Source organism: Serratia sp. 506_PEND, from assembly GCF_001076875.1.
GTDB lineage: Bacteria > Pseudomonadota > Gammaproteobacteria > Enterobacterales > Enterobacteriaceae > Serratia > Serratia marcescens.
In genome coordinates, this window is record NZ_JVEL01000296.1 from 29,541 (window position 1) to 55,734 (window position 26,194).

At 63.1% G+C, this 26,194-nt stretch carries 23 protein-coding genes; 14 read left to right on the forward strand and 9 right to left on the reverse strand.

Translation table 11 applies throughout. From position 1 onward, the window contains the following. The first annotated feature begins 36 nt into the window (after positions 1-36). The 7 genes from ADK28_RS07915 to ADK28_RS07945 all read left to right on the forward strand — a co-directional run bounded on the left by ADK28_RS07915 (position 37) and on the right by ADK28_RS07945 (position 6,315). Positions 37-417: a type II toxin-antitoxin system RelE/ParE family toxin gene (locus tag ADK28_RS07915; RefSeq protein WP_033641319.1), complete on the forward strand. Its 381-nt coding sequence runs from the start codon at positions 37-39 to the stop codon at positions 415-417. Continuing rightward, entirely contained in the window at positions 380-703 is a 324-nt protein-coding gene (locus ADK28_RS07920; protein WP_033638818.1) for a helix-turn-helix domain-containing protein, read from the forward strand. The genes ADK28_RS07915 and ADK28_RS07920 overlap by 38 nt, the downstream gene beginning before the upstream one ends. A 242-nt stretch (positions 704-945) precedes the next feature. Beyond that, entirely contained in the window at positions 946-1,353 is a 408-nt protein-coding gene (locus ADK28_RS07925) for an ExbD/TolR family protein (RefSeq protein ID WP_004933244.1), read from the forward strand. 1 nt (position 1,354) lies between these two features. After that, positions 1,355-2,101, forward strand: a complete 747-nt coding sequence (locus ADK28_RS07930; protein WP_048795364.1) for an energy transducer TonB family protein — start codon at positions 1,355-1,357, stop codon at positions 2,099-2,101. A gap of 39 nt (positions 2,102-2,140) precedes the next feature. Continuing rightward, a complete protein-coding gene (locus ADK28_RS07935; RefSeq protein WP_016929216.1) occupies positions 2,141-4,375 on the forward strand; it encodes a TonB-dependent receptor family protein in 2,235 nt (744 codons plus the stop codon). 46 nt (positions 4,376-4,421) lie between these two features. Beyond that, positions 4,422-5,072 carry a MotA/TolQ/ExbB proton channel family protein gene (locus tag ADK28_RS07940; protein ID WP_016929215.1) on the forward strand — a complete coding sequence of 217 codons (651 nt, stop codon included), beginning with the start codon at positions 4,422-4,424 and terminating at the stop codon, positions 5,070-5,072. Then, entirely contained in the window at positions 5,065-6,315 is a 1,251-nt protein-coding gene (locus ADK28_RS07945; RefSeq protein WP_048795365.1) for a phospholipase D-like domain-containing protein, read from the forward strand. Before ADK28_RS07940 ends, ADK28_RS07945 begins: the two co-directional genes overlap by 8 nt. 38 nt (positions 6,316-6,353) lie before the next feature. Here the strand turns inward: ADK28_RS07945 and ADK28_RS07950 are convergent, their stop codons facing one another. The 4 genes from ADK28_RS07950 to ADK28_RS07965 all read right to left on the reverse strand — a co-directional run bounded on the left by ADK28_RS07950 (position 6,354) and on the right by ADK28_RS07965 (position 11,845). Continuing rightward, positions 6,354-7,463 (reverse strand): P1 family peptidase, encoded by a 1,110-nt coding sequence (locus tag ADK28_RS07950; RefSeq protein ID WP_048795366.1) that lies wholly within the window; start codon positions 7,461-7,463, stop codon positions 6,354-6,356. 2 nt (positions 7,464-7,465) lie between these two features. Continuing rightward, the gene (locus ADK28_RS07955) at positions 7,466-8,842 is read right to left on the reverse strand and encodes an APC family permease (protein WP_048795367.1); all 1,377 of its coding nucleotides are present in this window, start codon (positions 8,840-8,842) and stop codon (positions 7,466-7,468) included. Positions 8,843-8,985: 143 nt separating this feature from the next. Then, positions 8,986-10,494 carry a CoA-acylating methylmalonate-semialdehyde dehydrogenase gene (locus tag ADK28_RS07960; RefSeq protein ID WP_048795368.1) on the reverse strand — a complete coding sequence of 503 codons (1,509 nt, stop codon included), beginning with the start codon at positions 10,492-10,494 and terminating at the stop codon, positions 8,986-8,988. Between the two features lie 10 nt (positions 10,495-10,504). Continuing rightward, positions 10,505-11,845, reverse strand: a complete 1,341-nt coding sequence (locus tag ADK28_RS07965; protein WP_048795369.1) for an aspartate aminotransferase family protein — start codon at positions 11,843-11,845, stop codon at positions 10,505-10,507. Between the two features lie 135 nt (positions 11,846-11,980). Here ADK28_RS07965 and ADK28_RS07970 point away from each other — a divergent pair, with 135 nt between their 5' ends. Further along, the gene (locus ADK28_RS07970) at positions 11,981-12,910 is read left to right on the forward strand and encodes a LysR family transcriptional regulator (RefSeq protein WP_016929209.1); all 930 of its coding nucleotides are present in this window, start codon (positions 11,981-11,983) and stop codon (positions 12,908-12,910) included. A gap of 259 nt (positions 12,911-13,169) precedes the next feature. On the opposite strand, the gene ADK28_RS07975 is transcribed toward ADK28_RS07970, so the two are convergent. Next, positions 13,170-14,297, reverse strand: a complete 1,128-nt coding sequence (locus tag ADK28_RS07975) for an iron-containing alcohol dehydrogenase (RefSeq protein ID WP_033638809.1) — start codon at positions 14,295-14,297, stop codon at positions 13,170-13,172. 229 nt (positions 14,298-14,526) lie between these two features. Between ADK28_RS07975 and ADK28_RS07980 the strand changes: the two genes are divergently transcribed. The 3 genes from ADK28_RS07980 to ADK28_RS07990 all read left to right on the forward strand — a co-directional run bounded on the left by ADK28_RS07980 (position 14,527) and on the right by ADK28_RS07990 (position 17,072). Then, a complete protein-coding gene (locus ADK28_RS07980; protein ID WP_048795370.1) occupies positions 14,527-15,285 on the forward strand; it encodes a helix-turn-helix transcriptional regulator in 759 nt (252 codons plus the stop codon). A gap of 101 nt (positions 15,286-15,386) precedes the next feature. Next, positions 15,387-16,688, forward strand: a complete 1,302-nt coding sequence (locus ADK28_RS07985) for an NAD(P)/FAD-dependent oxidoreductase (protein WP_033636959.1) — start codon at positions 15,387-15,389, stop codon at positions 16,686-16,688. Between the two features lie 18 nt (positions 16,689-16,706). Then, entirely contained in the window at positions 16,707-17,072 is a 366-nt protein-coding gene (locus tag ADK28_RS07990) for a cupin domain-containing protein (RefSeq protein WP_015376517.1), read from the forward strand. 46 nt (positions 17,073-17,118) lie between these two features. Here the strand turns inward: ADK28_RS07990 and ADK28_RS07995 are convergent, their stop codons facing one another. The 4 genes from ADK28_RS07995 to ADK28_RS08010 all read right to left on the reverse strand — a co-directional run bounded on the left by ADK28_RS07995 (position 17,119) and on the right by ADK28_RS08010 (position 21,104). Then, the gene (locus ADK28_RS07995) at positions 17,119-17,925 is read right to left on the reverse strand and encodes an alpha/beta hydrolase (protein WP_048795371.1); all 807 of its coding nucleotides are present in this window, start codon (positions 17,923-17,925) and stop codon (positions 17,119-17,121) included. A 94-nt stretch (positions 17,926-18,019) separates the two neighbouring features. After that, positions 18,020-19,132 (reverse strand): class II histone deacetylase, encoded by a 1,113-nt coding sequence (locus tag ADK28_RS08000; RefSeq protein WP_048795372.1) that lies wholly within the window; start codon positions 19,130-19,132, stop codon positions 18,020-18,022. Next, a complete protein-coding gene (locus tag ADK28_RS08005) occupies positions 19,129-20,316 on the reverse strand; it encodes an MFS transporter (RefSeq protein WP_025305177.1) in 1,188 nt (395 codons plus the stop codon). Before ADK28_RS08005 ends, ADK28_RS08000 begins: the two co-directional genes overlap by 4 nt. 140 nt (positions 20,317-20,456) lie before the next feature. Then, a complete protein-coding gene (locus ADK28_RS08010) occupies positions 20,457-21,104 on the reverse strand; it encodes a helix-turn-helix transcriptional regulator (protein WP_033638804.1) in 648 nt (215 codons plus the stop codon). Positions 21,105-21,585: 481 nt separating this feature from the next. Between ADK28_RS08010 and ADK28_RS08015 the strand changes: the two genes are divergently transcribed. From ADK28_RS08015 to ADK28_RS08025, 3 genes are all read left to right on the forward strand, one after another. Continuing rightward, a complete protein-coding gene (locus tag ADK28_RS08015) occupies positions 21,586-23,298 on the forward strand; it encodes an arylsulfatase (RefSeq protein ID WP_033638803.1) in 1,713 nt (570 codons plus the stop codon). Further along, the gene (locus tag ADK28_RS08020; protein ID WP_033638802.1) at positions 23,295-24,479 is read left to right on the forward strand and encodes an anaerobic sulfatase maturase; all 1,185 of its coding nucleotides are present in this window, start codon (positions 23,295-23,297) and stop codon (positions 24,477-24,479) included. Before ADK28_RS08015 ends, ADK28_RS08020 begins: the two co-directional genes overlap by 4 nt. Positions 24,480-24,608: 129 nt before the next feature. Next, positions 24,609-26,102 (forward strand): APC family permease, encoded by a 1,494-nt coding sequence (locus ADK28_RS08025; RefSeq protein WP_033638801.1) that lies wholly within the window; start codon positions 24,609-24,611, stop codon positions 26,100-26,102. Positions 26,103-26,194: the final 92 nt, after the last annotated feature.

The window sequence follows — 26,194 nt, forward strand, 5'->3', positions numbered from 1 at the left end:
TCACTCAGTGCTATGTTTTATGGGGGAGTCATTGCAATGCGTACATTTAAAACTCGTTGGTTTAGCAAGAAGGCTCAGGCGCACGGCATTACCGATAAGGCATTATGTCGGGCGGTACACGATGTACAACGGGGTTTGGCTGTGGATTTAGGCGGTGGTGTATTTAAAAAACGTCTTAATCATAATCGCGACCGTGCGTTGGTATTAGCGAAAAACGGTCGGCATTGGGTGTATGTTTTTTTGTTTGCCAAGCAGGTCCAGGCCAATATCTCTGGGGCGGAATTGCAAGCTTTTCGCAAGTTGGCGGTGCATTTTGGCGCGTTGAGCGACGAAATGCTCCAATCCTTGGTCGTAAAGAACGAATGGATGGAGATTTGCCATGAAGAAGGAAAAAACGTTTCGGAGTCCGGCCTTTGAGGCGATTCACAGCGCGGCTGAAGGATTGCATCGTACTGGCGCCATTTCTCTGGAAACCCTACGCAGTTTCGATGAGTCTTGCCTTGCTCCGGTCGAGATGTTGCAGCCCCAAGAGATCAAAGCCTTGCGTGAGCATTTACGTTTAAGCCAACCGGTTTTTGCCCGTTATCTGAATACCAGCGTGTCGACCATACAGAAGTGGGAGACGGGGGTGAAACGGCCCGGCGGCGTGTCGCTCAAGCTGCTTTCGATCGTACGTAAGCACGGGCTTGAGGTCTTGTTGTAGTGACCGTATGGGCTGTCACTATTCTCACATTATCCTCTCTGGCTTTGGCTCTCTGAAATACCCCATCGCAATTATTCCAATAAAAACTATCGCTAATTAATAAGTTATATCTACTCCCTTATCGCCTGCCATTGAAAAAATTCTCGCAAAAAATCCGTGCTGTGAAAATAAGATCACACAAGCGTAACAAAAGGTAAACAAACCCCTCCTATATTGGCTGCTTCGCTTTTGGAGGGAGTGTCATGCGTAACTGGAACGAACCGAAAAAGAACAAAGCGCACATCGAACTGATCCCGATGATCGACGTGATGATGTTTTTATTGGTGTTTTTCGTCTTGATCAGCCTGAACGTCATCCCGGCGCTCGGGCTGAAAACGCAGTTGCCGTCCGCCGGCAGCGCGCAACAGCTGAAACCGCAGAAGAAAGCGATCATCACGCTGGGGGCCGACGAACAGCTGCAGCTGGATGGCCAGCCGATCGCGCTCGACGCGTTGGTCAACACGCTGAAACAACAGCAGCAGGCCAACCAGACCACCACCATCATCGTCAACAGCGATAAAGGCGTGGCGGTCGAGCGGCTGGTGGCGGTCATGGACAACCTGCGCCAGGGCGGCTTCTTCTCCGTCTCCATCGCGACACGGAAGCTGTGACATGTATCTGCTCTATTGCTCACGTCATCTTTTCAGCTGGTTGCCGGCGCTGATTGTCGCCGGTTGCCTGCTGTTCGCCAGCCAACAGGCGGCACTGAAGATCCAGCCGCGCTATGACGAAACCGCCATTGAACTGGCGCTGGTGGAACCTGAACCGGCGCCGGAACCCCAACCGGAAACGCCGCCGGAACCTCAGCCCGAACCGCCGCCGCCCGAGCCGGAGCCGATCCCCGAACCGGTGGTGCCGGCGCCGGAACCGATCGTGGAAGCCAAGCCGGTGCCGAAGCCACAGCCGAAGCCCAAACCCAAACCGGTGAAAGAGAAAGCCAAACCGGTAGAGAAACCCAAACCGACGCCGGCGCCCGCCGTACCGCGCGCGCTGGCCAGCAAACCGGCGGCGCAGCCCGCACCGGCCGCTCCCGCGGCGCCGAAGGTGAACGCGCAGGCGATAGAAAACGGCTACCTGCTGGCCTTGCGCCGTGAGTTGGAACAGCGCAAGCGCTACCCGAGCGGGCGGCAGGCCTCGCTCGAGCGCCCGCAGGGCAACGTCGAGGTGTGGTTGGAGGTCGATCGCAGCGGGCGGGTGCTCTCTTCCGGCATCGCCAACAAAGCCGCCAGCATGCTGCTGAATCGCGCGGCGATGAGCAGCCTGCAAAGCATCAGTTCAGTGAAGCCGTTCCCGAGCGAGGCGTTCGCCGGGCAAACAACCAAAAGATTTACCGCGACGTTCAATTATCAGGCGCCTTAGCGCAAGGGTTAATCGTTTGATTTTTATGGGATGCACACAATGAAATCGTTTAATCGTTCTGGGATCTATCTGGCGGTGATGCTGCCGGGCGCCGCGCTGGCGGCCGACGCCACCGATGTCGGCACCATCAGCGTCAAGGGGCAGTCGCTCGGCGGCGGCATGATGGTGCAGGATGACAGCGCCAAGGCGCGCTCCACCGTCACCAAAGAAGCGATGGACAAAATGCCGTCGGCGGCCAACGCCATCGATAAACTGAAATACACGCCGGGCTTGAACGTCAACAGCAACGACGCCAGCGGCCTGAGCGGCGTGGACTACACCATGCGCGGCATGAACTCGGATCAGATCGGCCTGTCGATGGACGGCATCCCGATCAATGACTCCGGCAACTACGCGGTCTACCCGAACCTGCTCGGCGATGCGGAGAACCTGGAAGAGGTGTTCGTCACCCAGGGGTCTTCCGAAGCGGACGGCCCGCACATCGGCTCCAGCGGCGGCAACATCGGCCTGGTGACGCGCCGCCCGGCGAAAGACTTCGGCGGTTTCGTCAAGCAGACGCTGGGCAGCAACAGCCTGAGCAAAACCTTCGCCCGCCTGGAAACCGGCGAGTACAACGGCTTCAGCAACTGGCTCTCCTATTCGCACACCGAGGCGAAGAAATGGCGCGGCGAGGGGCGGCTGTACTCCGACAAGTTCGAGATGAACTCGCTGTATGAAGACGGCAACGGCAACAGCAGCAATCTGGTGATGAAGTACAACCGCCAGAACAACACCAACTACAACACCCTGAGCAAGGCGCAGTTCCAAAACGACGGTCGTGACACCGATTATGTCACCTCGCCGGAGTACAACAGCAAAGGGCAGTTGAACAAGTATTACAAGATTGAACGCAACCCGTTCGAGAACTTTACGCTGTCGTTCACCCAGAAACTGCAGCTGCGCGACAACCTGTCGCTGACTCTGCAGCCCTATTACTACTGGGGCAACGGCGGCAGTTTCAACGGCCAGACGGCGTCGGTATTGTCCAGCACGTCAGACAGAGCCGGGCAGTATGACCTCAGCAACCTGCAGTCCAACACCTATTACCGCCCGTCGTGGACCCAAACCTGGCGGCCGGGCATCACCACCAAGCTGAAGTGGGACATCAACGAGCAGCACAGCCTGGACGTCGGTTATTGGTACGAGCGCGCGCGCCAGTTGCAGACTCAGCCGTTCATCAGCATCAAGGGCGACGGCAACCCGTCACAGATTTGGGGGAAACCTGGCGGTTCCGATCAGGTGAAGGACGCCAACGGCAACACCGTGCAGGGACGCAACCAGTACACCATCACCCCGGCGCAGAAAGTGTGGCTGCAGGACACCTGGTTCGCCACGCCGGACTGGACCTTCGTCGGCGGCCTGGCCTATCAGTATGTGGAGCGCAAAGGGGACAACCGCGGCAGCCTGTACAACGTGCCGGAGAAGCGCAAAGCCACCTATCACGAATTCCTGCCGAACTTCAGCGCCAGCTATAAGGTGAACCAGGAAAACCAGGTGTTCTACAACCTGACGCGCAACATGCGCACGCCGCCAAACTACGTGCTGTACAACGTCGGCGACTCGCTCAGCACCAAGCCGGAACTGAGCTGGAACCACGAGCTGGGCTGGCGTTTCCAGCAAGAGGACATGCTGCTGAGCGCCACGCTGTTCTACATGCGCTACAGCGATCGCCAAATCTCCACCACCAACGCGGCCGGCGACTACGAGATGATGAACATCGGCAACGTGGAGAACAAAGGGCTGGAGCTGGAGTGGAGCGGCCAACTGCCGCATAACTTCAACTACTACACCTCTTATACCTATACCCAATCGAAGCAGAAGAGCGACATCGTCAGCAATGGCGGGCAGCCGCTGCCGACCTCCGGCAAAGAAGTGCCGAACGTGCCGAAAAACCTGCTGAACATGACGTTGGGTTATGACGACGGGCTGTATTACGGCAGCGTCAGCGGCAAGTACGTCAGCGCGTTCTACGGCGATCTGACCAACGACGAGAAGATCGGCGGCCGCACGGTGTTCGATCTGGCGGCGGGGGTGCATCTGCCGGTGGACAAGAAAATCGTCAAAAGCGCCGCGCTGCGCTTTGGCATCAGCAACCTGTTTGACAAGGAATACCTGACCTCGGTGCGCACCACCACCTTCAACGCGGCGCCCTACGGCGGTGTGAAGGCCAGCACGCCGTATTACAACGTCGGCGAAGAACGCACCTTCAGCGTCTCGCTGGAAGCCACCTTTTAACTGAATACCCCGCTGCCTGCCGTGCGGCGGGGAAGAGGAAACCTGTATGGACGCTAATCTGTTGCACGACATTATTTTCTACGTGATGTACGCCGCGCTGGCGATTGCGCTGGTGATCATCATCGAACGCACGCTGTACTTCGCCTATACCCAGCGCCAGGCGCGCCGGCTGGAGCAGGCGCTGACGCCGGAGGTGCGCCGCGCCGCCGATTTGCCCGACGCGCTGACCCAGCGCAACAGCCTGCCGATGGCGGTGATCGCGCCGGTGCTGGCGCAGAAACACCGCGCCGGCGACCGCGAGGCGATCGGCGATCTGATCGACGCCCAGTACCTGCTGAGCAAGCCGCCGATGGCGCGCGGCCTGTGGCTACTGGAAACCGTGGTCACCGCCGCGCCGTTGCTGGGGCTGCTGGGCACGGTGATGGGGATCATCGAAACCTTCAAGGCGCTGGCCGCCTCGGGGGTGTCCGAGCCGAGTCTGGTGTCGGCCGGCATGGGCACCGCGCTGTACGCCACCGGGCTGGGCATCGCCATCGCGCTGCTGTGCCTGGTGGCCAACAACTTCCTGCAGAGCCGCATGGAGCGCATCAACGAATTGCTGAAGGTGCTGCTGATCCGCGCCGGTCAACCGGCCAGCCGGCCGGAGAGCGGCAGCGGCGAACAATGGGTTGACAGCGGAGCGCCGCGCTATGCCTAATGGCCATCCAGCACGGCGGCCGAGAGGCCGCCTTTATACGGCATTGTGGAGCGGTTGTTTATTGATGTTGAGCCAGAGCGCTGCGGCGCGTTTTGCGATTCCCGGTTACGAGCTGGTGTACACCGCGCCGGTGGAAACCGCGCTGCAGGCCGACGACCTGCGCAACACCGCCGAGGTGTGGCGCGAGATGTTCGACGCGGCGAAAACCCGCATCGACCTGGGGCAGTTCTACGTGGCGAATCAGGACGGTTCGCTGCTGGATGGCGTGCTGCAGCACCTGAAGGCGGCCGGCGAACGCGGGGTGAAAATCCGCTTTTTGGTCGAAGAGAAGGGCCTTCGCATTTCTACCGCCGAAACGCTGGAACAGCTGAAGGCGATCCCCAATCTGGAGCTGCGCATCATTCCTTATCAGAAGCTGAGCGGCGGCATCCTGCACGCCAAGTATCTGCTGGTGGACGGCGAGCAGGCGTTCGTCGGCAGCCAGAACTTCGACTGGCGCGCGCTGGAACACATTCACGAAACCGGGCTGCGCATCAGCGACGCCAGGGTGGTGGGGCAGATCCAGGCGATCTTCGAACAGGACTGGCGGGCGCAGGCGCTGCTGGCGCAGGATAAGCCGGTGCCGGCGCTGCCCGACTCGCCGCCGACCGCGCCCCCGCAGGGCAACTATCTGGTGGCCAGCCCGCGCGCCTACAATCCGGCAGGGGTGATCGACTCACAGGCCGAGCTGCCGCGCCTGCTGGCCGACGCCAAACGGCGGGTGCGGGTGCAGGTGATGGACTACGCGCCGCTGTCGTTCGGCCCGGAACGCAGCCGTCCCTTCTATGCGGTGATCGACAACGCGCTGCGCAGCGCGGCGGCGCGCGGCGTGCAGATCGAGCTGATGGTGGCCAACTGGAACACCAAAAAGCCGGATATCGCCTGGCTGAAGAGCCTGGCGCTGGTGCCGAACCTGCAGATCAAGGTGGTGACTATTCCGCCGGCCAGCAGCGGCTTCATCCCGTTTGCCCGGGTGATCCACAGCAAGCTGATGACCATCGATGATGAGATCGCCTGGGTGGGCACCAGCAACTGGACCGGCGGCTATCTGGACAACTCGCGCAATCTGGAGCTGGTGCTGCACAGCGCGGCGATGAGCGGGCGGTTGGACCAGCTGTACCAACAGCTGTGGAACAGCGTCTACGCCGAACCGTTGCGGCTGGATTACGACTACCCGACGCCCAAGCCGGGCGGCGAATCCTGATAATCAGGGCGCGGTTAACCCCCGCGCCCTGTGTTTTTTTACCGCCGCCAGCCGGCTTTCTCCAGCGCCGTCACCAGCTGTTCGGCGCTCAATCCTTCCGCCCGATGGCCGTTGCCGCTGACGGTATTGGCCGCCAGCAACGCATTGACGATCGCTTCTTCCACCGCTTCCGCCGCCGCGGCGAACAGCGCCGAAATGTAGTCGTTGTTCACCATGCGCAGCGGCGTGGTGAAATCGCCTTTATTGGCGTAGTCGGCGGGCGGCAGGTCGTCATTGCCGGTGGCGAAGGCGATAAAGATATCGCCGCTCGAATCCTCGGTGCCGCCGCCGGTGCGGGCGATGCCGATGCTGGCGCGCTGCGCCAGGCGCGCGCACTGGTGCGGCAGCAGCGGCGCGTCGGTGGCCAGCGCCACCACGATGGAGCCCATGCCGGGATGCGGCAACTGCGGCGTGAACGGCGAGGGGATATGCCCCAGGTGGCGGCCCACCGGATAACCGCCCACCAGCAGCGACTCGCGCTTGCCGTGGTTGGCCTGCACAATGGCGCCCACCGTCCAGCCGCCCTGATCGGCGGGCAAGCGGCGCGATGCGGTGCCGCTGCCGCCTTTGAATTCATGGCAGATCATGCCGCTGCCGCCGCCGACCGCGCCTTCCTGCGGCAAGCCGCCACGGGCCGCCTGCTGCGCCTGGCGCACGTGCTCGGCCTTGACGTGAAAGCCGTTGATGTCGTTGAGCAGGCCATCGAAGGTTTCCATCACCACCGGCATATTCCAGTACACCGCGTTGTCGCTCGCGGGCAGCGCTTCGCGTTCCAGCGCGATCAGCGCATCGCGCACTACCCCCACGCTGTGGGTGTTGGTGAAGGCGATCGGGCTGGTCAGCAGCCCCGCTTCGCGCACCCATTCCAGGCCGGTGGCGTCGCCGTTGCCGTTCAGCACGTGCACGCCGGCAAAGCAGGGGGCGTGGCGGGCGGAGCCGGGGCGCGGTTCGATCACCGTCACGCCGGTGCGCACGCTGCGCCCGTCCGCCAAATCGGCATGCAGGCTGGCATGGCCGACGCGCACGCCGGGCACGTCGGTGATGGCGTTCAGCGGGCCGGGCGTGCCCTGGCCGATGGTGATGCCCAGATCCTGAGTGCGCTGCGTCATGGTTATTCTCCTTCTATTGAGGGGGCGGCGAGGGGCGCCGTCTGGCGGCCGCGCAGATGGTTCAGCGCCAGCCCGAAGCCGATGATGCCGGCAATGATAATAAAGTCTTTCAGGCTGCTGGCGATCAAAATCGTCCACAGTACGTACAGGCAGCACAGCAGCGCCGCCACCACCGGCAGCGGCCACAGCGGCATCAGATACGGGTGGGGGAAGTGGCGGCGACGGCGGCTGATCAGCGCCGCGACCGCCATGATGATGTACACCAGCAGCAGCAGGATCACGGTGAACGAGGTCAGCGATTCGAGGTCGGAGCAAAACGCCAGCAGCGCCGAGGGCACGCCGAACAGCAGGGTGGCGATCCAGGGGGTGCCGAAGCGCGGATGGATGATTTTCAGCGCCCGGTTGAACGCCGGCAGCCAGAAGCCGTCGCGTCCGCTGGCGAACATCATGCGGCTGAACTGCGCCACGATGGCGATGATGGCGTTGAATACCGACAGATAAATCGCGCCGCTCACCACCCGCGCCAGCGTCGGGCCGCCGAGCTCGGTGACCACATAGCCGACCGGGTCGGCCTGTTTGGCCATCTCCGTCAGTGACGGCGAGCCGATCAGCAGGGCGGTGAACGGCACCAACTCCACCAGCACCACGATGGTCAGCGTCAGCATGATCGCGATCGCCATCGGCCTGCCCTGTTCGCGCATGTCTTCCGCCATGTACACCGCCGCGCCGTAGCCGTTGTAGGAGAACAGCGCGACCCCGACCATGGCGACGATCAGCGGCAGCGATACCGGCGCCAGGCTGCCTTGCGCGTCCAGCATCACCGGCGCGGTGAGGATCTCCGCGCTTTGATGCGGATGGCTGAAACCGAGCCAGGCGATCAGCGCCAGCACCGCCACTTCCACCACCAGAAAGGCGCCGGTCAGCAGGGCGTTGGCCTTGATGTTGAAAATGGCGCAGATACCGCCGACCAGCACGGTGAGCATGCCGGCGGTGGAGGCGTCGAATTGGGTGCCCAGCGCGGTATTCAGGTAGGGCACTGCGCCAGTGGCCAGCACCGCCGGCACGAACAGCGAGGCGCTGAGGATAAACAGGTAGGTCTGCAACCCGCACAGGGTGCCGAACAGGCGCTTGATGATGCTGTATTCGCCGCCGGCGCTGGGGTGTGCGGCGCCGAGCTCGGCATAGCACAGCGCGATGGCGGCGGCGACGCAGGCGGCGATCAGAAACGACAGAAAGGCGCCGCTGCCGGCGTTGGCGATCGCCAGCGGCGCGATGACGAAGATCGAACTGGCCGGCGTCACGCCGGACGCGGTGATCATCACCACGTCGAGGACGCTGAGATTGCCTTTGAAGGTGTGTTCAGGGGCGGACTCTTTCATTGGGAACTACTCCATTAACGCTTGGGTGAATTGTTGTTGCCGCCAGAAGGGCGACTCTGTTGTCCTGCGTAAAGATGAAATGGAGCGCGTGGAAATACCGGGGAAGCGAACTTCCCCGGAAAGGACTTTTCGTTATTCTGGGATTACCCCTGCCCCGACGGGAAGCTGAAGCTGGCGAGCCGGGCGTCGCCGGAGGCCGGCCAGCGCTGGGTCACGGTCTTGCGTTTGGTGTAGAACCTGACCGCGTCCGGGCCGTAGGCGTGCAGATCGCCAAACAGCGAGCGCTTCCAGCCGCCGAACGAGTGGTAGGCCACCGGCACCGGCAGCGCCACGTTGATCCCCACCATACCGACCTGAATGCGGCTGGAGAAGTAACGCGCCGCTTCGCCGTCGCGGGTGAACAGGCAGGTGCCATTGCCGTATTCGTGGGCGTCGATCAAGGTCATCGCCTCCTGCAGCGACGCCGCGCGCACCACGCCGAGCACCGGGCCGAAGATCTCTTCCTGATAGATGCGCATGCCCGGCGTCACGCGATCGAACAGCGTCGGGCCGAGGAAATACCCCTGGCTGGGGCGGCCGTCGTCGCCGGTCACGCTCAGCTCGCGGCCGTCCACCAGCAGCTCGGCGCCTTCGGCCACGCCCTGCTCGATATAGCCTTTCACCTTCTGATAATGCTGCTGGGTCACCAGCGGCCCCATGTCGTTGCGGTTGTCGCTGCCGGGGCCGACGCGCATGGCGGCCATTTGTTGCCGCAGCCCGGCGATCAGCGCGTCGGCGGTGCCGTCGCCCACCGCCACCACCAGCGGGATGGCCATGCAGCGCTGGCCGCAGGAACCGAAGGCCGCGCCCATCAGCGCGCCGACCGCGCCGGGGATATCGGCGTCCGGCAGCACCACCGCGTGGTTTTTGGCGCCGCCCAGCGCCTGTACCCGTTTGTTCTGGCCGCAGCCGGTGTGATAAATGTGCTCCGCCACCGGCGTCGAACCGACGAAGCTTATCGCTTTGACGCGCCCGTCATGCAGCAGCGTCTCCACCGCTTCGCGGTCGCCGTTGACCACGTTGAGCACCCCCGGTGGCAGCCCGGCCTCCGCCGCCAGCCGCGCGATATACAGCGCGGCGGAAGGCACGCGCTCGGAAGGCTTCAGCACGAAGGTATTGCCGCAGGCGACCGCCATTGGCCACATCCACAGCGGCACCATCGCCGGGAAGTTGAACGGGGTGATGCCCGCCACCACCCCCAGCGGCTGAAACTCGCTCCAGCTGTCGATGCCCGGGCCTGCCTCTTTGCTGTGTTCGCCTTTCAGCAGTTCCGGCACATAGCCGGCGTATTCGATATTCTCGATGCCGCGCTGCAGTTCGCCCAGGGCGTCGCTGAGCACTTTGCCGTGCTCGGCGGTGATCAATTGGCAGACGGCGTCGGCATGTTGCTCCAGCAGATCCTTGAGCTTCATCATGATGCGCGCGCGTTTCAGCGGCGGGGTATCGCGCCAGGCGGGATAGGCCTGTTCGGCGGCGGCGATGGCGCGCTCCACCGTGGCGCGGTCGGCCAGCTGCACCTCCTGCGCCGATTGGCCGGTGGCCGGGTCGTAAACCGGCTGGCTGCGTTCGCCCCCGGCGGCGGGCTCGCCGTTGATCCAATGGGTGATGGTCATGATTCTCTCCTTATTCGGTGGCGTTGAGGGCGTCGCCGACGGCGTTGATCAGCGCATCGATCTGCGCCTCGCTGCTGATGAACGGCGGCGCCAGCTGCAGGGTGTCGCCGCCGTAGCGCACGTAAAATCCGCTTTCCCAGCAGCGCATCGCCGCCTCGAAGGGGCGCCGCGCCGGTTCGCCGGGCCGCGCCGCCAGCGTGATGCCGGCCGCCAGGCCGATATTGCGAATGTCGGCGACGTGTTTGGCTCCTTGCAGGCTGTGCACCGCGCGTTCGAAATAGGGCGCCAGCGCCTGTACGCGCTCCACCATCTGTTCGCGCTGCAGGATGTCCAGCGTCGCCAGCGCGACCGCGCAGCTGACCGGATGGGCGGAGTAGGTGTAGCCGTGCGGGAATTCGAGCTGGTAGTCCGGTTCGCCGCCGTTCATGAAGGTTTGGTAGATCTCCGGCCGCACCACCACCGCGCCCATCGGCTGCGCGCCGTTGGTCACCTGTTTGGCGATGTTCATGATGTCCGGCGTGACGCCGAACGCCTCGGCGCCGGTCATCGCGCCGCAGCGGCCGAAGGCGGTGATCACTTCGTCGAAGATCAGCAGAATGTCATGCTGGGTGCAGATCTCGCGCAGGCGCTGCAGATAGCCGACCGGCGGCACAATCACGCCGGCGGAGCCGGAGAACGGTTCGACGATCACCGCAGCGATCGTCGAGGCGTCGCGCAGCGCGATGATGCGGTTGAGCTCTTCCGCCAGCTCCGCCCCCTGTTGCGGCATGCCGCGCGAAAAGGCGTTGCCGGCCAGCAGGGTGTGCGGCAGGTGATCCGCCTCGGCGCCGGCGCCGAACGCCTTGCGGTTGCCGGCGATGCCGCCGACCGAGATACCGCCGAAGTTAACGCCGTGGTAGCCCTTTTCCCGGCCGATAAAGCAGGTTTTGCCCGCCTGACCTTTGGCGCGCCAGTAAGCGCGCGCCATTTTCAGCGAGGTGTCCGCCGCTTCCGAGCCGGAGCCGGTGAAGAACACGTAATCCAGCCCCGCCGGCGTCATCGCTTTGATCTGGTTGGCTAGCTCGAACGACAGCGGGTGGCCGAACTGAAACGCCGGCGAGTAATCCAGCGTCGCCAGCTGGCGCTGGGCGGCGTCGGTGATTTCCTGCCGGCCGTGCCCCAATCCGCAGCACCACAATCCGGACAGGCCGTCGAAAATCTTTCTGCCGTCGTGGCTGGTGTAATACGCCCCCGCGGCTTGAGTAATGATGCGCGGCTGCGCTTTAAAATTGCGGTTGCCGGTAAAAGGCATCCAATGGGCCTCTAATCCTGCGGCATCGAGGTTATTTAGCGGGTGATTTTCAGCGGCCATGTTTTCCTCCGAACAGGAAAATAAGAGCGATTAATGAAATAAACTGAGTTGTTAACGAATTGTTGTGCGAAATTGACTATGTACCGCTTGTTCTCTACTGTGAATAATCATATGTCGAAACTTACTTAAGGTTTTATGCAAGTAAAAAAGCGCGCGCTGTTAGGACAATTGTCGGATATGGATCTGCGTTTGCTGCGGGTATTCAAGGCCGTGGTCGACTGCGGCGGCATGAGCGCCGCCGAACTGGAGCTGAACATCAGCCTGTCGACCATCAGCAAGCACATCAAGGATCTGGAGCAGCGGCTGGGCCTGACGCTGTGCCAGCGCGGGCGCGAGGGCTTTGCGGTCACCGACGAGGGGCTGATTATCTACCAGGAAACCGTCAACCTGCTGGCGGCCACCGAGGCGTTCCGGCGCGGGGTGGACGAGGTGCACCAGCGCATGGGCGGGCAGCTGCACGTGGCGATATTCGACCATACGGTCAGCAATCCGCAGGCGCAGATCGGCCGGGCCATCGCATTATTCAGCGAGCGCGCGCCGGAGGTTTCTTTGCAAATGTACGTGGAGCCGATTAATACCATTGAACGCGGCGTCATTGACGGGCAATTTCAGGTTGGCGTTATTCCCATGCACCGCAGCGCGGAAAGTTTATCTTATCATTCGTTATTCAGTGAGAGGATGTTCTTATATTGCGGCGCACAGCATGAATTATTTTCCGGCCCCCATGAAACATTAAATTGGGATCTGCTGCACAATTATGCCTTCGCCGGATTAGGCTATCATTCGCCGAATATGGAACTGAGCCTGCAGCAACATTTGCATCGCAAGGCGACGGGGTTTGCGCAGGAGTCGATCGCCACGCTGATCCTGTCCGGCAAATACGTCGGCTTTTTGCCGGATCACTACGCGGCGTTTTTCGTGGCGCAGAATATGATGCGGGCGATCAAACCGGCGCTGTTCCGCTATCACTGCGAATACTCCAGCGTGCTGCGCCGCTCGCCGGTGCCGCAGCGGGTGGTGAAGCTGTTCCATGAGTGCCTGCTGGCGGCCCACGGAACAGCGTGACGCTTACTGTTCTTTCTTCTTGCCGAAGATTCTGATCAGCGCGCCGACCAGGATGCCGACCGCGATGCCGGCGAAGATCCAGCCGATGATGCCCATTTCCTTAACTCCTGCTAGTGCGTTGATCTGATTATACCCGTCATACTTGAAACTGCATCTGTGTTGGCTGCGAGTGCGTACGCCAGTCACTTACTTGAGTAAGCTCCTGGCGAGGCGCCTCTTGCCGCCGGGATGCAGCTCCAACTATTTAGGGTAGATATCATCATTCGACGCGAAACGCCTCTTCGATCATCCGTTGCCGCTGTGCCGGCGCATAGTCGATCCAGGAATTCTTGCTGTTGGATTTCTCCAGCGCCACCGCCAATTCCTGGCCGGAAATCGGCAAATCGTCCTGCCAGAACGGCGCGATGGCGTGGCGGGTGATGAAGTCGGTCAGGTAGCTCTCCGGGCTGCCCTGCCAGTGTGGGTACAGGCGCGCGGCCAGCTCGGCCATCAGCGCGCGTTGCTGCGGCTGTTCGCTGTTTTCCAACAGGGCGAGGAACGGCAGGAGCAGGCGGCCGCAGACCTGCCCGTGGTGGTAGTCGCGCAGTGCGCCGATCTCGCCGGCGATGCCGTGAATGACCCCCAGCCCGGCGGCGCTCAGCGTCAGCCCGCCGAGGTAGGAAGCCTGCATGATCGCCTCGCGCGCCGCGTCGCTGCGGTTGAGCGCCGGCCAGGCGGCGAGGAAGTGGCGGATGCCGCTCAGCGACATGTCGCGCGTCATGGCGCCGGCGGTTTTCGACAGATAGGCCTCGAACAGGTGGGTGAAGGCGTCGATGGCGCAGTAGGCCAGCACCTTGTCCGGGGCGCCCGCCAGCAGCTGCGGATCGAGAATGGCGGTGTGCGGCACGAAGTTGTTATGGCGCAGCGAAGCTTTCACCTTGCTGATCTGGGTATCGGTGATCACCGCGTTCTGCGTCACCTCGCTGCCGGTACCGGCGGTGGTGGGAATGGCGATCAGCGGCAGGGTGGCGCCGCTGATTTTGCTGTCGCCCACCTTTTCCATATAGCGCAGCGTCGGCAGCGGATGCTCCACCAGCGCGGAGAACGCCTTGGCGGCGTCCAGCACGCTGCCGCCGCCGATGGCCACCACGCGCCGCACCTGTCCGCGCCAGCGCGCCACCCAGGCGTCGATTTCCTGCGGCGACGCCTCGTGGCTGACGATCTCGGTGCCGATGAACAGCGGCGCCAGCGATTCGCGCAGGCCGGCGTACACCGGGCCGTTGAGAAAAGATCGGCAGCTGAACAGCAGCGTCGGCTGCGGATCGGCAAGCAGCAGCGGCGACAGCTGTTGGATGCTGCCGTGGCCGAACCAGGTCTGGCGGTTGGCGATGATGTGGCTGACGGACATGAGGTCTCCTTGACGGCGTTGCAGATCGCGATGCCACAGCATAAGCCAGCGGGCGCGGAGCGGCCACCGCTTTCCCCGCCGCGGCAACCTGTGAGTTGTTTAACATGTAAACGATCGCGTTCTTGCATTTCGGCGCTGCGGATGCTTTTTTTAACAGTACCGGCCGCCATGCGGCCAACCCCATCCGGAATCGGTAGATTGTTAATGTATTAATAATGGCGAGGCGGGTATGGAAATTCAGGTTGAACGCTTGTCTGCGGTGATCGATGCGGTGGCCAGCCCGCGCTTTTATCCCAGCCTGTTGAATTGGCTGGAAGGGTTCTTCGCCTTCGACAACGCCATCGTCTATGCCTTCGAACGCGGTCGGCCGCCGCATTGCCTGATCAAAACCGAGCGGGAAAACAGCGATGCGGTCAACCAGCTCTACCAACAGGGCGCCTACCTGCAGGATCCGTTTTACCGCGCACTGAGCGACGGCGGCGAAGGTGAGGTGCTCACGCTGCGCCAGCTGGCGCCCTGCGGGTTTTATCACAGCGACTATTACCGCAATTTTTATCGCAAGACCGGCTGGCACGACGAGGCCGGCGTGCTGCTGCAGCTGACGCCGGAGCGCGGGCTGGGGGTGTTCTTCGGCTCGGCGCGCCGCACGGTGGCGGTGCGCTACCCGCAACGGGCGGATCTGCGCAGCGCGTTGACGCTGGTGAAAAGCGTGGCGCGGCTGCACGGTGAGGTGGTGGCGGCGCCGGCCGAGGCCGCGACGGTGAACAGCGACGGCGCGCAGGCGCGTTATCTGCTGACGCCGCGCGAGCGCGAGATTGTCGATCTGATCCTCGCCGGCTGCAGTTCGCAGCAGATTGCCGACCGGCTGTTCATCAGCCTCGGCACGGTAAAAAACCACCGCAAGAACATCTACGGCAAGCTGAACATCGGTTCGCAGGCCGAACTGTTCAGCCTGCTGCTGACTGCCCCGCAGCGACGCAGCGCGTGAATGTTAATTTTTTGTAGCGAATGTCCCTAAGGGGACATAGCGAACGATCCCACTGCTCCCGATAATCCGATGTCATGGCATAGGCAATCGGGAGTGCGGCAGTGAACAACGAAATCGAGTCCTTAACCTACTACGCGGCGACCAAAAAATACGATCTGCGCTTCCCGACGCTGGAAGAGGATCTGGACGTCGACGTGGTGATCATCGGCGGCGGCTTCTCCGGCATCAACACCGCGCTGGAGCTGGCGGAGAAGGGCATCACCAACATCGCCATTCTCGAAGGCCGCTATCTGGGTTACGGCGGCACCGGGCGCAACGGCGGCCAGGTGATGGCCGGCATCGGCCACGATCTGGAGAAGATCAAGCGCCACGTTGGCCCGGCCGGGCTGGAAACCATCTTCAAAATCAGCAATCTCGGCGCTGGCATTATCCGCGAGCGCATCAAGAAATATGACATCGACGCCGACTTCTGCTTCGGCTACGGCTATCTCGGCAGCAACGCGCGCCAGGAGAAGACCCTGCGCGGCTGGCTGAAGGAGTTCAAGGCGGTAGCGCCGCAGGAGGAGATTGAGCTCTACACCGGGGCGGAGGTGAAGCAGGTGGTGGGCTCCGACGCCTACACCTGCGCGCTGAAACACATGGGCGGCGGCCACGTGCATTCGCTCAACCTGTTGCTGGGCGAGGCTAAGGCGCTGAGCGGCTATGGGGTGAAAATTTTCGAGAACAGCAGCGTGCTCAACGTGGAGTATGGCCCGCGCATCACGGTGCGCACCGCCATGGGCTCGGTGCGCGCCAACAAGATGTTGTGGGCCTGCAACGGCTTTCTCAACGGCATGGAGCCGCAGATCTACCGCAAGACCATCAATACCTACGCCTTCCAGCTGGCCACCGAGCCGCTGTCTGACGATCTGATCCGCCAGATCAGTCCGATCCGCGGCGCTTACAGCGACATCCGCCCGGTGATCGACTATTACCGGGTGACCAACGAAAACCGGCTGCTGTTCGGCAGCGCCACCCGCCTGATCGAATATTTCCCGTCGGATCTCAAGGCCTGGAACCGCAACCTGATGCTGAAGGTGTTCCCGTACCTGAAAGACGTGAAGATCGATCTGGCCTGGGGCGGCCCGCTGTGCTGCAGCGCGAACCTGTTCCCGCAGATCGGCACGCTGCCGGATCGCGACAATGTGTTTTACGTGCAGGGCTACTCCGGCTTCGGCGTGACGCCGAGCCACATCGTGTGCAAGGTGCTGGCGGAGGGCATGAGCGAAGGATCCGATCGGTACGATCTGATGAGCTCGATCCCGCACGTCAACATCTTCGGCAAGGACAAGCTGCGGCGGGTGATGACCACCGCCGGTAAGGTTTGGCACCAGACATCCGGCTACTGGAAAGGCCGCCGTTAACCCTCAGAGGAGAATGACATGAAACCGTTACTGCTTAAACAACCACTGCCGGAACTGCTGGAGATCGGCAGCGTCAGCAACCTGGGCGCCACGGTGATCGCCGGCACGCCAAACGTCGGCGTGGCCAGCATCTTCGGCGAACCGACCGACAACCTGAACTGCGGCGTGTTCAGCTGCACCCGCGGCAGCTTCGTGATGGAGTATCCGTTCGCCGAGCACGCCACGGTGTGGGAAGGTAGCGCGACCCTGACCAACGAACGCACCGGCGAATCGGTGCAGTATCAGGCCGGCGACTCCTGGTTCGTCGAGAAGGGCACTCCGGTGCGTTGGGACATCACCTCGGATCGCTTCGTCAAACACTACCTCGCCATCGTCGAGGGCTGACGCCGTCATGCCCCCCTCAGCAGGCTGAATGCCGAGGGGGAGCGCCTTAGCCTAACGCCCGCGTAATAAAATCGGTCACCCGCTTGAGGATTTGATCCTTATTGGTTTCGTTAAAGCTCTCGTGCCGCCCGCCCGCATTGATCATCCGTTCGAAATCGTCGCCGCGCAGACGATCGAGCGCGGTTTGCGTTTCGCTCATCAGCACCAGCCGATCGTCGTCGCCGTGGATCCACAGCGTGGGCAGCGCGCCGAAGCCCGGCCCGGCGTTGATGGCGGCGAGGATCCGCTGCATGGCGCGCAGGGTGGGGCGCTTGAACGGCCCGTGCCACACCAGCGGATCTTCCTGATACGCTGCGCCGACCGCCGGATCGCGCGCCAGGGTGGCGGTATCCAGCGGCGCGTCGGGGATCGTCGGCAGTTCGGCCAGATCGGAGATCGCCGTTCTGTCGCCGAGCAGCGGGCCGGACAGCACCAGCGCGCGCACTTCCTCGCTATGGCGCTGCACGTAGCGGGTGGCGATCATGCCGCCCATCGAGTGGCCGATCGCCACCAGCGGCAAGGTGGGGTATTGCTGTCGGAAATGGCTGACCACGCGCTGCACGTCGTCGACCACGGCGTCATAATCTTCGATCAGCACGCGCTCGCCCTGCGACAGGCCGTGGCCGAGATGGTCGGGGCCGAACACCCGCGCGCCCTGCGCCTGCAGCGTGCGCGCCACGTATTGATAGCGGCCGAGGTGCTCGCCGTAGCCGTGTATCAGCAGCGCCAGATAGCGCGGCTTGTCGTTTCCCCAGTCGTGCACGGCGATGTCGCCGTGACGGCCTTTGATAAAGCTGACGGTTTGTTCGGACATGTTATTGTTCTCATGGTGGTAGGGTTGCCCTTCAGCGTAGCGGCTGGCGGCGAGGTTGTCAGGGGCGCCGGATGCGGCGCCCGCAGAGAGGGGATTACAGGCCGAACTGGCGCGCCAGTTCGTCGAGCGCTTCGCGCTGGAAGCGGTTGAACGCGTCGCGCGGCTGCTGCTGCTGGATGAACGCCAGCAGCGGATCCTGCACTTCCGTGCGCACGCCGCTCAGCTGCTCCATTACCGCCAGGCCGCAGAACGGCACGTAGGATTCGGCGTAGCCGCCTTCGTGCACCATCACCAGCTTGCCGCCGCACAGCCGGTCGGCGGCGTCCTGCACCAGCGCGGTCATGGCGCGGAAGCTGTCGCTGTGCAGCTGCATGCGCGCCAGCGGATCGAGGGCGTTGGCGTCGTAGCCGCAGGCGACGATGATCAGCTCAGGCTCGAATTTTTCCAGCGCCGGGATGATGATGCGCCGCATGGCGTGCAGGTAGCCGTCGTCGCCGGCGCCGGCCAGCATCGGCACGTTAACGTTGCAGCCCGCCCCGTCGCCTTCACCGCGATCCTGCTCGCCGGAATAGCCCGCCGGGAAGCAGCCGTCCTGATGCAGCGACAGCGTCAGCACGTCGCCGCGCTGCCAATAGATGTGCTGGGTGCCGTTGCCGTGGTGCACGTCCCAGTCGAGCACCGCCACTTTTCCGAGGCCGTAACGGGCCTTGGCGCGCTCGATGGCGATGGGAATATTGGCCAGGAAGCAGAAGCCCATCGATTGATCCGGCAGGCAGTGGTGGCCCGGCGGGCGCGACAGCGCATAGGCATTATCCAGTTCGCCCTGCAGCACCGCCTCCACCGCCGCGCAGGCCAGCCCGGCGGAGAGTTTGGCGATTTCATAGCTGCCCGGCCCCAGCGGCGCTTCCTCCCCCAGCAGGCCGCCGCCGCTGTCGCTCACCTGTTTGAAGCGCTGCAGGTAGTGGGCGGGGTGGATGCGCAGCAGGTCTTCTTCCGTCGCCGGTTCGGCGCTCAGCAGGGTGAGCCGGCGCGACAGGCCGGATACGTCCATCAGGTTCTTCATGCGCCGTTTGGTTTCCGGCGATTCGGCATGGCCGGCGCCTGAGGGCGGTTGCACCCAGCCGCCGACCGGCAGGGTGGTGGCGTGCAGGCCGGTGCTGTGCCAGAAACAGCGTTCATCAAACAAGAAACCGGTTGTTCTTTTCACCTTTCTCCTCCTGTTATACGGCGCGGTGCGCGCGGTGAAGCCAGCGAAATCAACAGCAGCGACAGCAGCGCGCAGCCCAGCGCGCCGAGCAGCAAGGCGTTGAAACCGCCGGAAGATTCGATCAGAGAGCCGGCCAGCGTCGGGCCGATGGCCATGCCGCCGCCGATCACCAGGTTGATGCCGTTCATCAGCTTGCCGTCGTTATCCAGCCCGGCGACCCGCGCCAGAATGAACGGCAGCACGAAGGTCCAGGTGAATTTGAACAGCAGGGCGGCCAGGGCGAAGCGCAGCAGCAAGGGTTGGCCCGTCAGCAGCGCCACGCTGGCCAGCAGCAGGGCGTACCCCAGCACGATCAGGCGCCCGCCGCCGAAGCGCGCGCCGATCAGCGCCGCGGCGCCGGCGCCGACGATGCCGAGCAAGGTGGCGACGGCCAGCACCTGACCACTGTGAGCCGGCGACAACCCGGCGCCGGCGGCGATGCCGCCGATAAAGGTCCAGACCGCGCTCAGGCTAATGTAAAAGGTCAGCACCGCCAGCACGGCGCACAGCTTGCGCGCCAGCGAGGCGGCGGGGCCGCTGCGGGCGGCGCGGGCGGCGGTGAAACCGTTGGGGAACGCCGGGATGAGCGGCAGGCAGCACAGCATGATGGCCGCCAAAATCAGGTAGACCGCCATCAGGCCGAAGTGCGCGAATAGCGGCGGCAGCACCAGCAGCCCGACCGCGCCCAGCACCAGCTGGCCGAGCACCCAGAAGGCATAGACGCGGCTGGGATTGGCGGTGCCGGCGGCGCAGGTGATGCACAGGATCATCAGGGTGCCGCCCGCCAGCGAGGCGATAAAGCGCAGTGGCAGCAGCAGGGTGAAATCCTGCACCAGCGCCGAAGCCAGGTTGCCGGCGATAAACACCAGCGCCGACAGCGTAGCGACCCGCCGCCAGTTGATGCGCCCGATCCACCACCACGCCGGCAGCGTGGCCAGGCTCATGGCGCCGAGTTCGGTGGAGAACAGGTGGCCAATCTGCGCCGGACCGAGCTGCCACTGCGCGGCGAGCTGGGCGGCCACGGCGGGGGCGGTCATCAGAATGCCCGGCGCGATGGCGGCGAAGACGATAATGGCGGTCAGCAGCCGCGGCGGGCAGGGGAGCGCCGCGCCGACGGCGGGCGCGGAAACCGAATCACTGGACATAAACCTTATTCCCCAAGCGTTAAGTGACGATGAAATATCCCGCTCGGCCCGATTGCGGGCAGGGGGAAGCCGCGCCATAAATGGCGAATACGTTCTGACGTTATTTTTCGGCCGTTGGCAGCGGCGGCCGCTATCGGGCGTTAACCGTGGGCGAGAAAACCGCCGGCGACCAGTTCGGTGCGGTTCACCACGTCGGTTTTGGCGAAAATATTGCGCATATGGGTTTTCACCGTGGACAGCGAAATGCCCAGCTTCAGGGCGATGCGCTTATTGCTGGCGCCTTCGCGCACCAGGTTGACGATCTCTTGCTCTTTGGCGGTCAGCAGCTGCGCCTCGCTGTCGGGCAGCAGATCGCGCGTCGCCAGCTCGATCAGCGGCAGCACCGCGCGCAGTCGGCCGCGCTCCGCTTCGGTAAACGGGGTATCACGGATCAGCGATACCCCGGCGACGATGCGCTTGCGCTGGCGGATGAAGATCTCCGTCATGTCGCGCATGTCGTTCGGCAGCATAAAGTCGTGGTAATAGCGGCGGTTGCCGGCGATCGCCGCCGGGCTCATGCCGACCATGGTGATGTCCTGGCGATGGAAATTGGCCGGCTGCAGCGGGTCTATCTGCTGGAAGTGGTTCAGGTACTGCTGATGCGTTTTATCGGGCATGCCGTGCAGGATGTAGTGATCCGGCCGCAGGTCGCGATCGACCAGATAAAACACCCCGGCGGACACCGGGATCAGGTGCGTAATGGTCGCCAAACAACTGTTGATAAAGGCATCGGATGCGGTGCTGTGCATGATTCGTGTTCCTCCCTTTATCGTTCAACTGGAGAATGTTGGCGGTCAATATATGAACGATACAAGCATAGTTGTAGCAATTTGGCAACACAATAAAAACATATTAACAACGTGAGGCCGATTGCAATAAAACACATAAATAACAAGATGACACTGCGTTAGTCAGGGCTTTTCAGGCTGTATTTATCGCGATTTTCATTAATAGGTTAATGAAATAATTCACCGCTTTTCCCGCTGAATTTACAGCGCTTTTCAATGCTTGCCTGGGCGAAGCCCTCGCCGCTCTGCGCGTGCTACAACCGGCGCGACCGTCGCCGTCCCTCGTTCTTAAGAACGATAGCCAGGCTTTTCCACCGCTTCCTACACTGCGAATTGAAGATAGCGCCAGGCGGCGCCAAACGTATAAGACGAAAAAATGATGACCTTTCTCGGGCTGAGGCGTCGGGTTGTTCAGTCCACATGACCATACGGGGAACGAACGATGCAGAAAAAAACGCTGGCGGTGGCGTTGAGCGGTGCCTTATCGGGCCTGGCTCAGGGGGCGGACGCCGATCGCCCCAATGTGCTGATCATTCTGGTGGACGACATGGGCTACTCCGACATCAGCCCGTTCGGCGGCGAGATACCGACCCCCAACCTGCAGGCGCTGGCCGAGCGGGGCGTGCGCATGAGCCAGTACTACACCTCGCCGATGTCGGCGCCGGCGCGGTCGATGTTGATGACCGGCAACACCAACCAGCAGGCCGGCATGGGCGGCATGTGGTGGTATGAGAGCACCGCCGCGCAGCCGGGCTATGAAATGCGGCTGACCGACCGCGTGACCACATTGCCGGAGCGCTTTCGCGACGCGGGTTACGCCACCATGATGGCGGGCAAATGGCACCTGGGCTATGTCGACGGCGCCAAACCGACCGATCGCGGCTTCGAGCGCGCCTTCGCCTTCATGGGCGGCGGCACCAGCCATTTCGACGATGCGAAACCGCTGGGCACCGTGGAGGCGTTCCACACCTTCTACACCCTGAACGGCAAACGCGTGTCGTTGCCCAAAGATTTCTACTCCAGCAAGGCCTATGCCGATCAACTGGAACAGTGGATCCGCGAGACGCCGCAGAATAAGCCCGTCTTCGCTTATCTGGCGTTCACCGCGCCGCACGATCCGCTGCAGGCGCCGGATGACTGGATCGCCAAATTCGACGGCAAATACGACGCCGGCTACCAGCAGGCCTATCAGCAGCGCATTCAACGCCTGAAAGCGCTGGGGTTGATTTCCGATCGCACGCCGATGCCGACGCTGGCGCTGGATAAGGCCTGGAACGCGCTGACGCCCGAGCAGCAAAAATATGAAGCCAAGACCATGCAGGTGTACGCGGCGATGATTGCCTATATGGACGATCAGGTCGGCGCGGTGCTGAACACCCTGAAGCAGACCGGTCGCGATAAAAATACGGTGATCGTGTTCGCCACCGACAACGGCGCCAACCCGGCCAGCGGCTTCTACTACGGCTCGAAGCCGGAGTATTGGCGGCAGTTCGACAACAGCTACGCCAACCTCGGCCGCAAGGGATCGTTTATCTCCTACGGGCCGCACTGGGCCAACGTCAGCAATGCGCCGTATGCCAATTACCACAAAACCACCAGCGCGCAGGGCGGCATCAATACCGATTTCATCATCTCCGCGCCACAGCTGAAAGGGCGCGGCGGCATCGACCGCACGCCGATGGCGGTGTATGACATCGCGCCGACGCTGTACGACTATGCCGGCATCGACGCCAACAAACCGCTGAAGGCGAAACCGACGCTGCCGATGGTCGGCGTCAGCTTCAAGCGCTATTTCAGCGGCGAGGCCAACGGCGTGCCGCGCGCGGCCTACGGCGTGGAGCTGCATAACCAGGCCGCCTATGTAGACGGCATCTGGAAGCTGCGGCGGTTGGTGAAGGCCGGGCCGACGGCGCAGATGGCGCCGTGGGGGCTGTTCAACCTGCATGACGATCCGCTGGAAACGCGCGATCTGGCCGCCGCTAACCCGGATCAAGTCAAACGCCTGAGCGAGGCGTATCGCCGCTTTGCGCAGCAGGGCATGGTCATTGAAGCCAAAGGCGCAGCGATCGACTATCTCGGCGTAGACGCCAGCACCGGCGACTACATCGGCCTGGATCCGCAGACCCACAAACCGTTGCCGCAGGCGGCGCCATGAACCTGGCCCAGCTGCGCGCGCAGCAGATCCCGGTAGAGAGCGAACCGCGCGCGGCGGCGCCTTTTCATTTGCTGGTGAAGCCGATCGGCGCCGGCTGCAACCTGGGTTGCCGCTACTGTTACTACCCGCAGCGCCAGCAAGAGCGGACGCGCAAGATGGACGACGACCTGCTGGCGGAGTTTATCCGCGGCTACATCGCCGCCCAGCCGCGTTACAGCCGCGAGATCAACTTCGTCTGGCAGGGCGGTGAGCCGCTGCTGGCGGGGATCGGTTTTTACAAGCGGGCGCTGGCGTTGCAGCGCCGCTATGCGCCGCCGGGCGTGCGGATCAGCAACAGCCTGCAGACCAATGGCACTCTGCTGAACGACGCCTGGTGCCGGCTGTTCCGGCAGCATCACTTTATCCTCGGCGTCAGCCTGGACGGCGATCGCGAGGTGCAGGACGCCCACCGGCCGGACAAGCGCGGCGGCGCCAGCTATGACGCCGCGTTGCGCGGCATTGCGTTGTTGCAGCGCCATCAGATCGACTTCAACCTGCTGATGGTGGTGCACGACGGCGTCGCGGATCGCGCCGAGGCGATCTACGATCATGCGGTGGCGATCGGGGCGCGTTATTTGCAGTTCCAGCCGCTGATGCTGGAAGGGGATGCGCCCACCGCCGGTTACGGACTGAGCGCCGCCAACTGGGGGCGCTTCATGCTGGCGGTATACCGCCGCTGGCGCAGCCGCGGGCACGTTGGCCAGGTCTTTGTAATGAACATCGAACAGGTCTACGCGCAGTATTTCACCCATGTCAGCCCCAGCTGCGTGCACGCCGAACGCTGCGGCGGCAATCTGGTGATGGAGCCGGACGGGCGGCTTTACGCCTGCGATCATCTGATCAATGCGCAGCATCTGCTCGGCCATGCCGATCGCCACACGCCCCTCGCCACCCTGGCGGCAAGGGCGGCAGAGATGCCGTTCGGTAAAAACAAAAGCCTGCGCCGCGAGTGCCAACGCTGCAGCGTGAAAAGCGTCTGCCAGGGCGGTTGCCCGGCGCATGTGGGCGAAGATCGCTACAACCGGCTGTGCGCCGGCTATTACGCCTTCTTTTCCGCGTTGCTGGCGCCGCTGCGCGCCTACCCGCGCAGCCCGCAGGGGGCAATGCAGTGGCGCGCCGCCGTGAGCGCCACCGCAGGTTGAAACCGTCTCGTCCTTAAGGACGATAGTCAGCATTTTCCTTTCCTCTCTATAGTGAGATGACCGCCGCTGGCGGTGAAAAACCTGCAAGCACCTGCATGCATCAGGCCAAAACTATAAGAGGAAATAACCATGAACCTGTCGTCGCGGTTGCACGCCCACCTGGCTCGAGGCAAGGTCGGCTTTCCCACCACCCTGGCCAGTTCGGTCGGGGTGATCATGGCCAGCCCGGTGATCCTGACGGTCACCAGCGGCTTTGGCATCGGCGGCGACACCTTCGCGCTGGCGATGCTGATCGCTTTCGTCATGATGCAGGCGCAGCTCACCACCTTCTCCGAAGCGGCGGCGCTGCTGCCGACCTCCGGTTCCGTTTACGACTACATTTCCTGCGGCATGGGGCGCTTTTTCGCCATCACCGGCGCGCTGTCGGCCTACCTGATCGTGCATATCTTCGCCGGCACCGCCGAGACCATTCTCTCCGGCATTATGGCGCTGGTGAACTTCGAACACCTCAACACCCTGATGGAAAGCCACAACGCCTCCTGGATGGTCGGCGTCGGGCTGGTTGTCGTGTTCGGCATGCTCAACGCGTTCGGCATCGAGGCCTTCGGCAAGGCGGAGATCGTGCTGACCTTCGCCATGTGGAGCACGCTGGTGATTTTCGGCATCGTCGGGCTGCTGTCGCCGCATGCGGTGCCGCTCGAGGGCTGGTTCGGCAGCACGTTGAACCTGAACGATCCCTTCTCAGTGTTCAGCCTGATCGGCATGGCGATGTTCATGTTCGTCGGCTGCGAACTGGTGACGCCGATGGCGCCGGAGATCAAACGCTGCGATCGGGTGATCCCGCGGGCGATGGCGCTCGGGCTGTGCGGCGTGGCGGTGTGCATGGCGCTGTACGGCGCGGCGCTCAGCCACCAGGTGGAAAACGTGGTGATCGACGCCGCCAGCGGCACGCGCCTGCTGGAAACGCCGATGGCCATCCCGGCCTTCGCCGGCCAGGTGATGGGCCAGTTCGGCAAATACTGGCTGGGCGTCGGCCTGCTGCTGGCGGGCGCGGCGACCATCAACACGCTGATGGCGGCGGTGCCGCGCATTCTGTACGGCATGGCGCTGGACGGCGCGTTGCCGCGCATGTTCGCCTATCTGCACCCGCGCTTTAAGACGCCGGTGGTCGGCATTCTGGTGGCGGTCCTGATCCCCTGCGTACACGCCTTCGCCATTCAGGGCAACCTCGACAAGATCATTCCGCTGGTGCTGGCGGCGGTGTGCGCCTGGGGCGTGGCCTACCTGCTGGTGACCTGCTCGGTGGTGCTGCTGCGCCTGCGCCGCCCCGATCTGCCGCGCGCCTATAAATCGCCGTGGTTCCCGCTGCCGCAGATCGTCTCCAGCGTCGGCATCGTGCTGGCCATCGTTTACATCACGCCGCCGGGGATGAATCCGCGCGACGTCTACATTCCCTTCGGCTGGATGATCGGCCTGACCGCCGCCTATGCGCTGTTCTGGACGCTGTGCGTGCAGAAAGTGAATCCGTTCAAGCCGGTGCCGGTCGAACAGGTGCTGGAGAACGCCTTCGCCAAGGGTGAAAACGAGGAGGCGCAGTTTGATCGGCTTACTTCCCTCACTTAATCGCGCCTGGCGGCGAGCGCCGTCGGGCTATCGGCCGGGCGCCGCGTTGGATCGTCTGGCCGACGCTGCCGTTGAGACTGTCGATCAGCGGC

Coding starts and splice junctions, on each gene's coding strand:
- ADK28_RS07915 (WP_033641319.1), top strand. CDS start 37: ATGCGTACATTTAAAACTCGTTGGTTTAGCAAGAAGGCTCAGGCGCAC.
- ADK28_RS07920 (WP_033638818.1), top strand. CDS start 380: ATGAAGAAGGAAAAAACGTTTCGGAGTCCGGCCTTTGAGGCGATTCAC.
- ADK28_RS07925 (WP_004933244.1), top strand. CDS start 946: ATGCGTAACTGGAACGAACCGAAAAAGAACAAAGCGCACATCGAACTG.
- ADK28_RS07930 (WP_048795364.1), top strand. CDS start 1,355: ATGTATCTGCTCTATTGCTCACGTCATCTTTTCAGCTGGTTGCCGGCG.
- ADK28_RS07935 (WP_016929216.1), top strand. CDS start 2,141: ATGAAATCGTTTAATCGTTCTGGGATCTATCTGGCGGTGATGCTGCCG.
- ADK28_RS07940 (WP_016929215.1), top strand. CDS start 4,422: ATGGACGCTAATCTGTTGCACGACATTATTTTCTACGTGATGTACGCC.
- ADK28_RS07945 (WP_048795365.1), top strand. CDS start 5,065: ATGCCTAATGGCCATCCAGCACGGCGGCCGAGAGGCCGCCTTTATACG.
- ADK28_RS07950 (WP_048795366.1), bottom strand. CDS start 7,463: ATGACGCAGCGCACTCAGGATCTGGGCATCACCATCGGCCAGGGCACG.
- ADK28_RS07955 (WP_048795367.1), bottom strand. CDS start 8,842: ATGAAAGAGTCCGCCCCTGAACACACCTTCAAAGGCAATCTCAGCGTC.
- ADK28_RS07960 (WP_048795368.1), bottom strand. CDS start 10,494: ATGACCATCACCCATTGGATCAACGGCGAGCCCGCCGCCGGGGGCGAA.
- ADK28_RS07965 (WP_048795369.1), bottom strand. CDS start 11,845: ATGGCCGCTGAAAATCACCCGCTAAATAACCTCGATGCCGCAGGATTA.
- ADK28_RS07970 (WP_016929209.1), top strand. CDS start 11,981: ATGCAAGTAAAAAAGCGCGCGCTGTTAGGACAATTGTCGGATATGGAT.
- ADK28_RS07975 (WP_033638809.1), bottom strand. CDS start 14,297: ATGTCCGTCAGCCACATCATCGCCAACCGCCAGACCTGGTTCGGCCAC.
- ADK28_RS07980 (WP_048795370.1), top strand. CDS start 14,527: ATGGAAATTCAGGTTGAACGCTTGTCTGCGGTGATCGATGCGGTGGCC.
- ADK28_RS07990 (WP_015376517.1), top strand. CDS start 16,707: ATGAAACCGTTACTGCTTAAACAACCACTGCCGGAACTGCTGGAGATC.
- ADK28_RS07995 (WP_048795371.1), bottom strand. CDS start 17,925: ATGTCCGAACAAACCGTCAGCTTTATCAAAGGCCGTCACGGCGACATC.
- ADK28_RS08005 (WP_025305177.1), bottom strand. CDS start 20,316: ATGTCCAGTGATTCGGTTTCCGCGCCCGCCGTCGGCGCGGCGCTCCCC.
- ADK28_RS08010 (WP_033638804.1), bottom strand. CDS start 21,104: ATGCACAGCACCGCATCCGATGCCTTTATCAACAGTTGTTTGGCGACC.
- ADK28_RS08015 (WP_033638803.1), top strand. CDS start 21,586: ATGCAGAAAAAAACGCTGGCGGTGGCGTTGAGCGGTGCCTTATCGGGC.
- ADK28_RS08020 (WP_033638802.1), top strand. CDS start 23,295: ATGAACCTGGCCCAGCTGCGCGCGCAGCAGATCCCGGTAGAGAGCGAA.
- ADK28_RS08025 (WP_033638801.1), top strand. CDS start 24,609: ATGAACCTGTCGTCGCGGTTGCACGCCCACCTGGCTCGAGGCAAGGTC.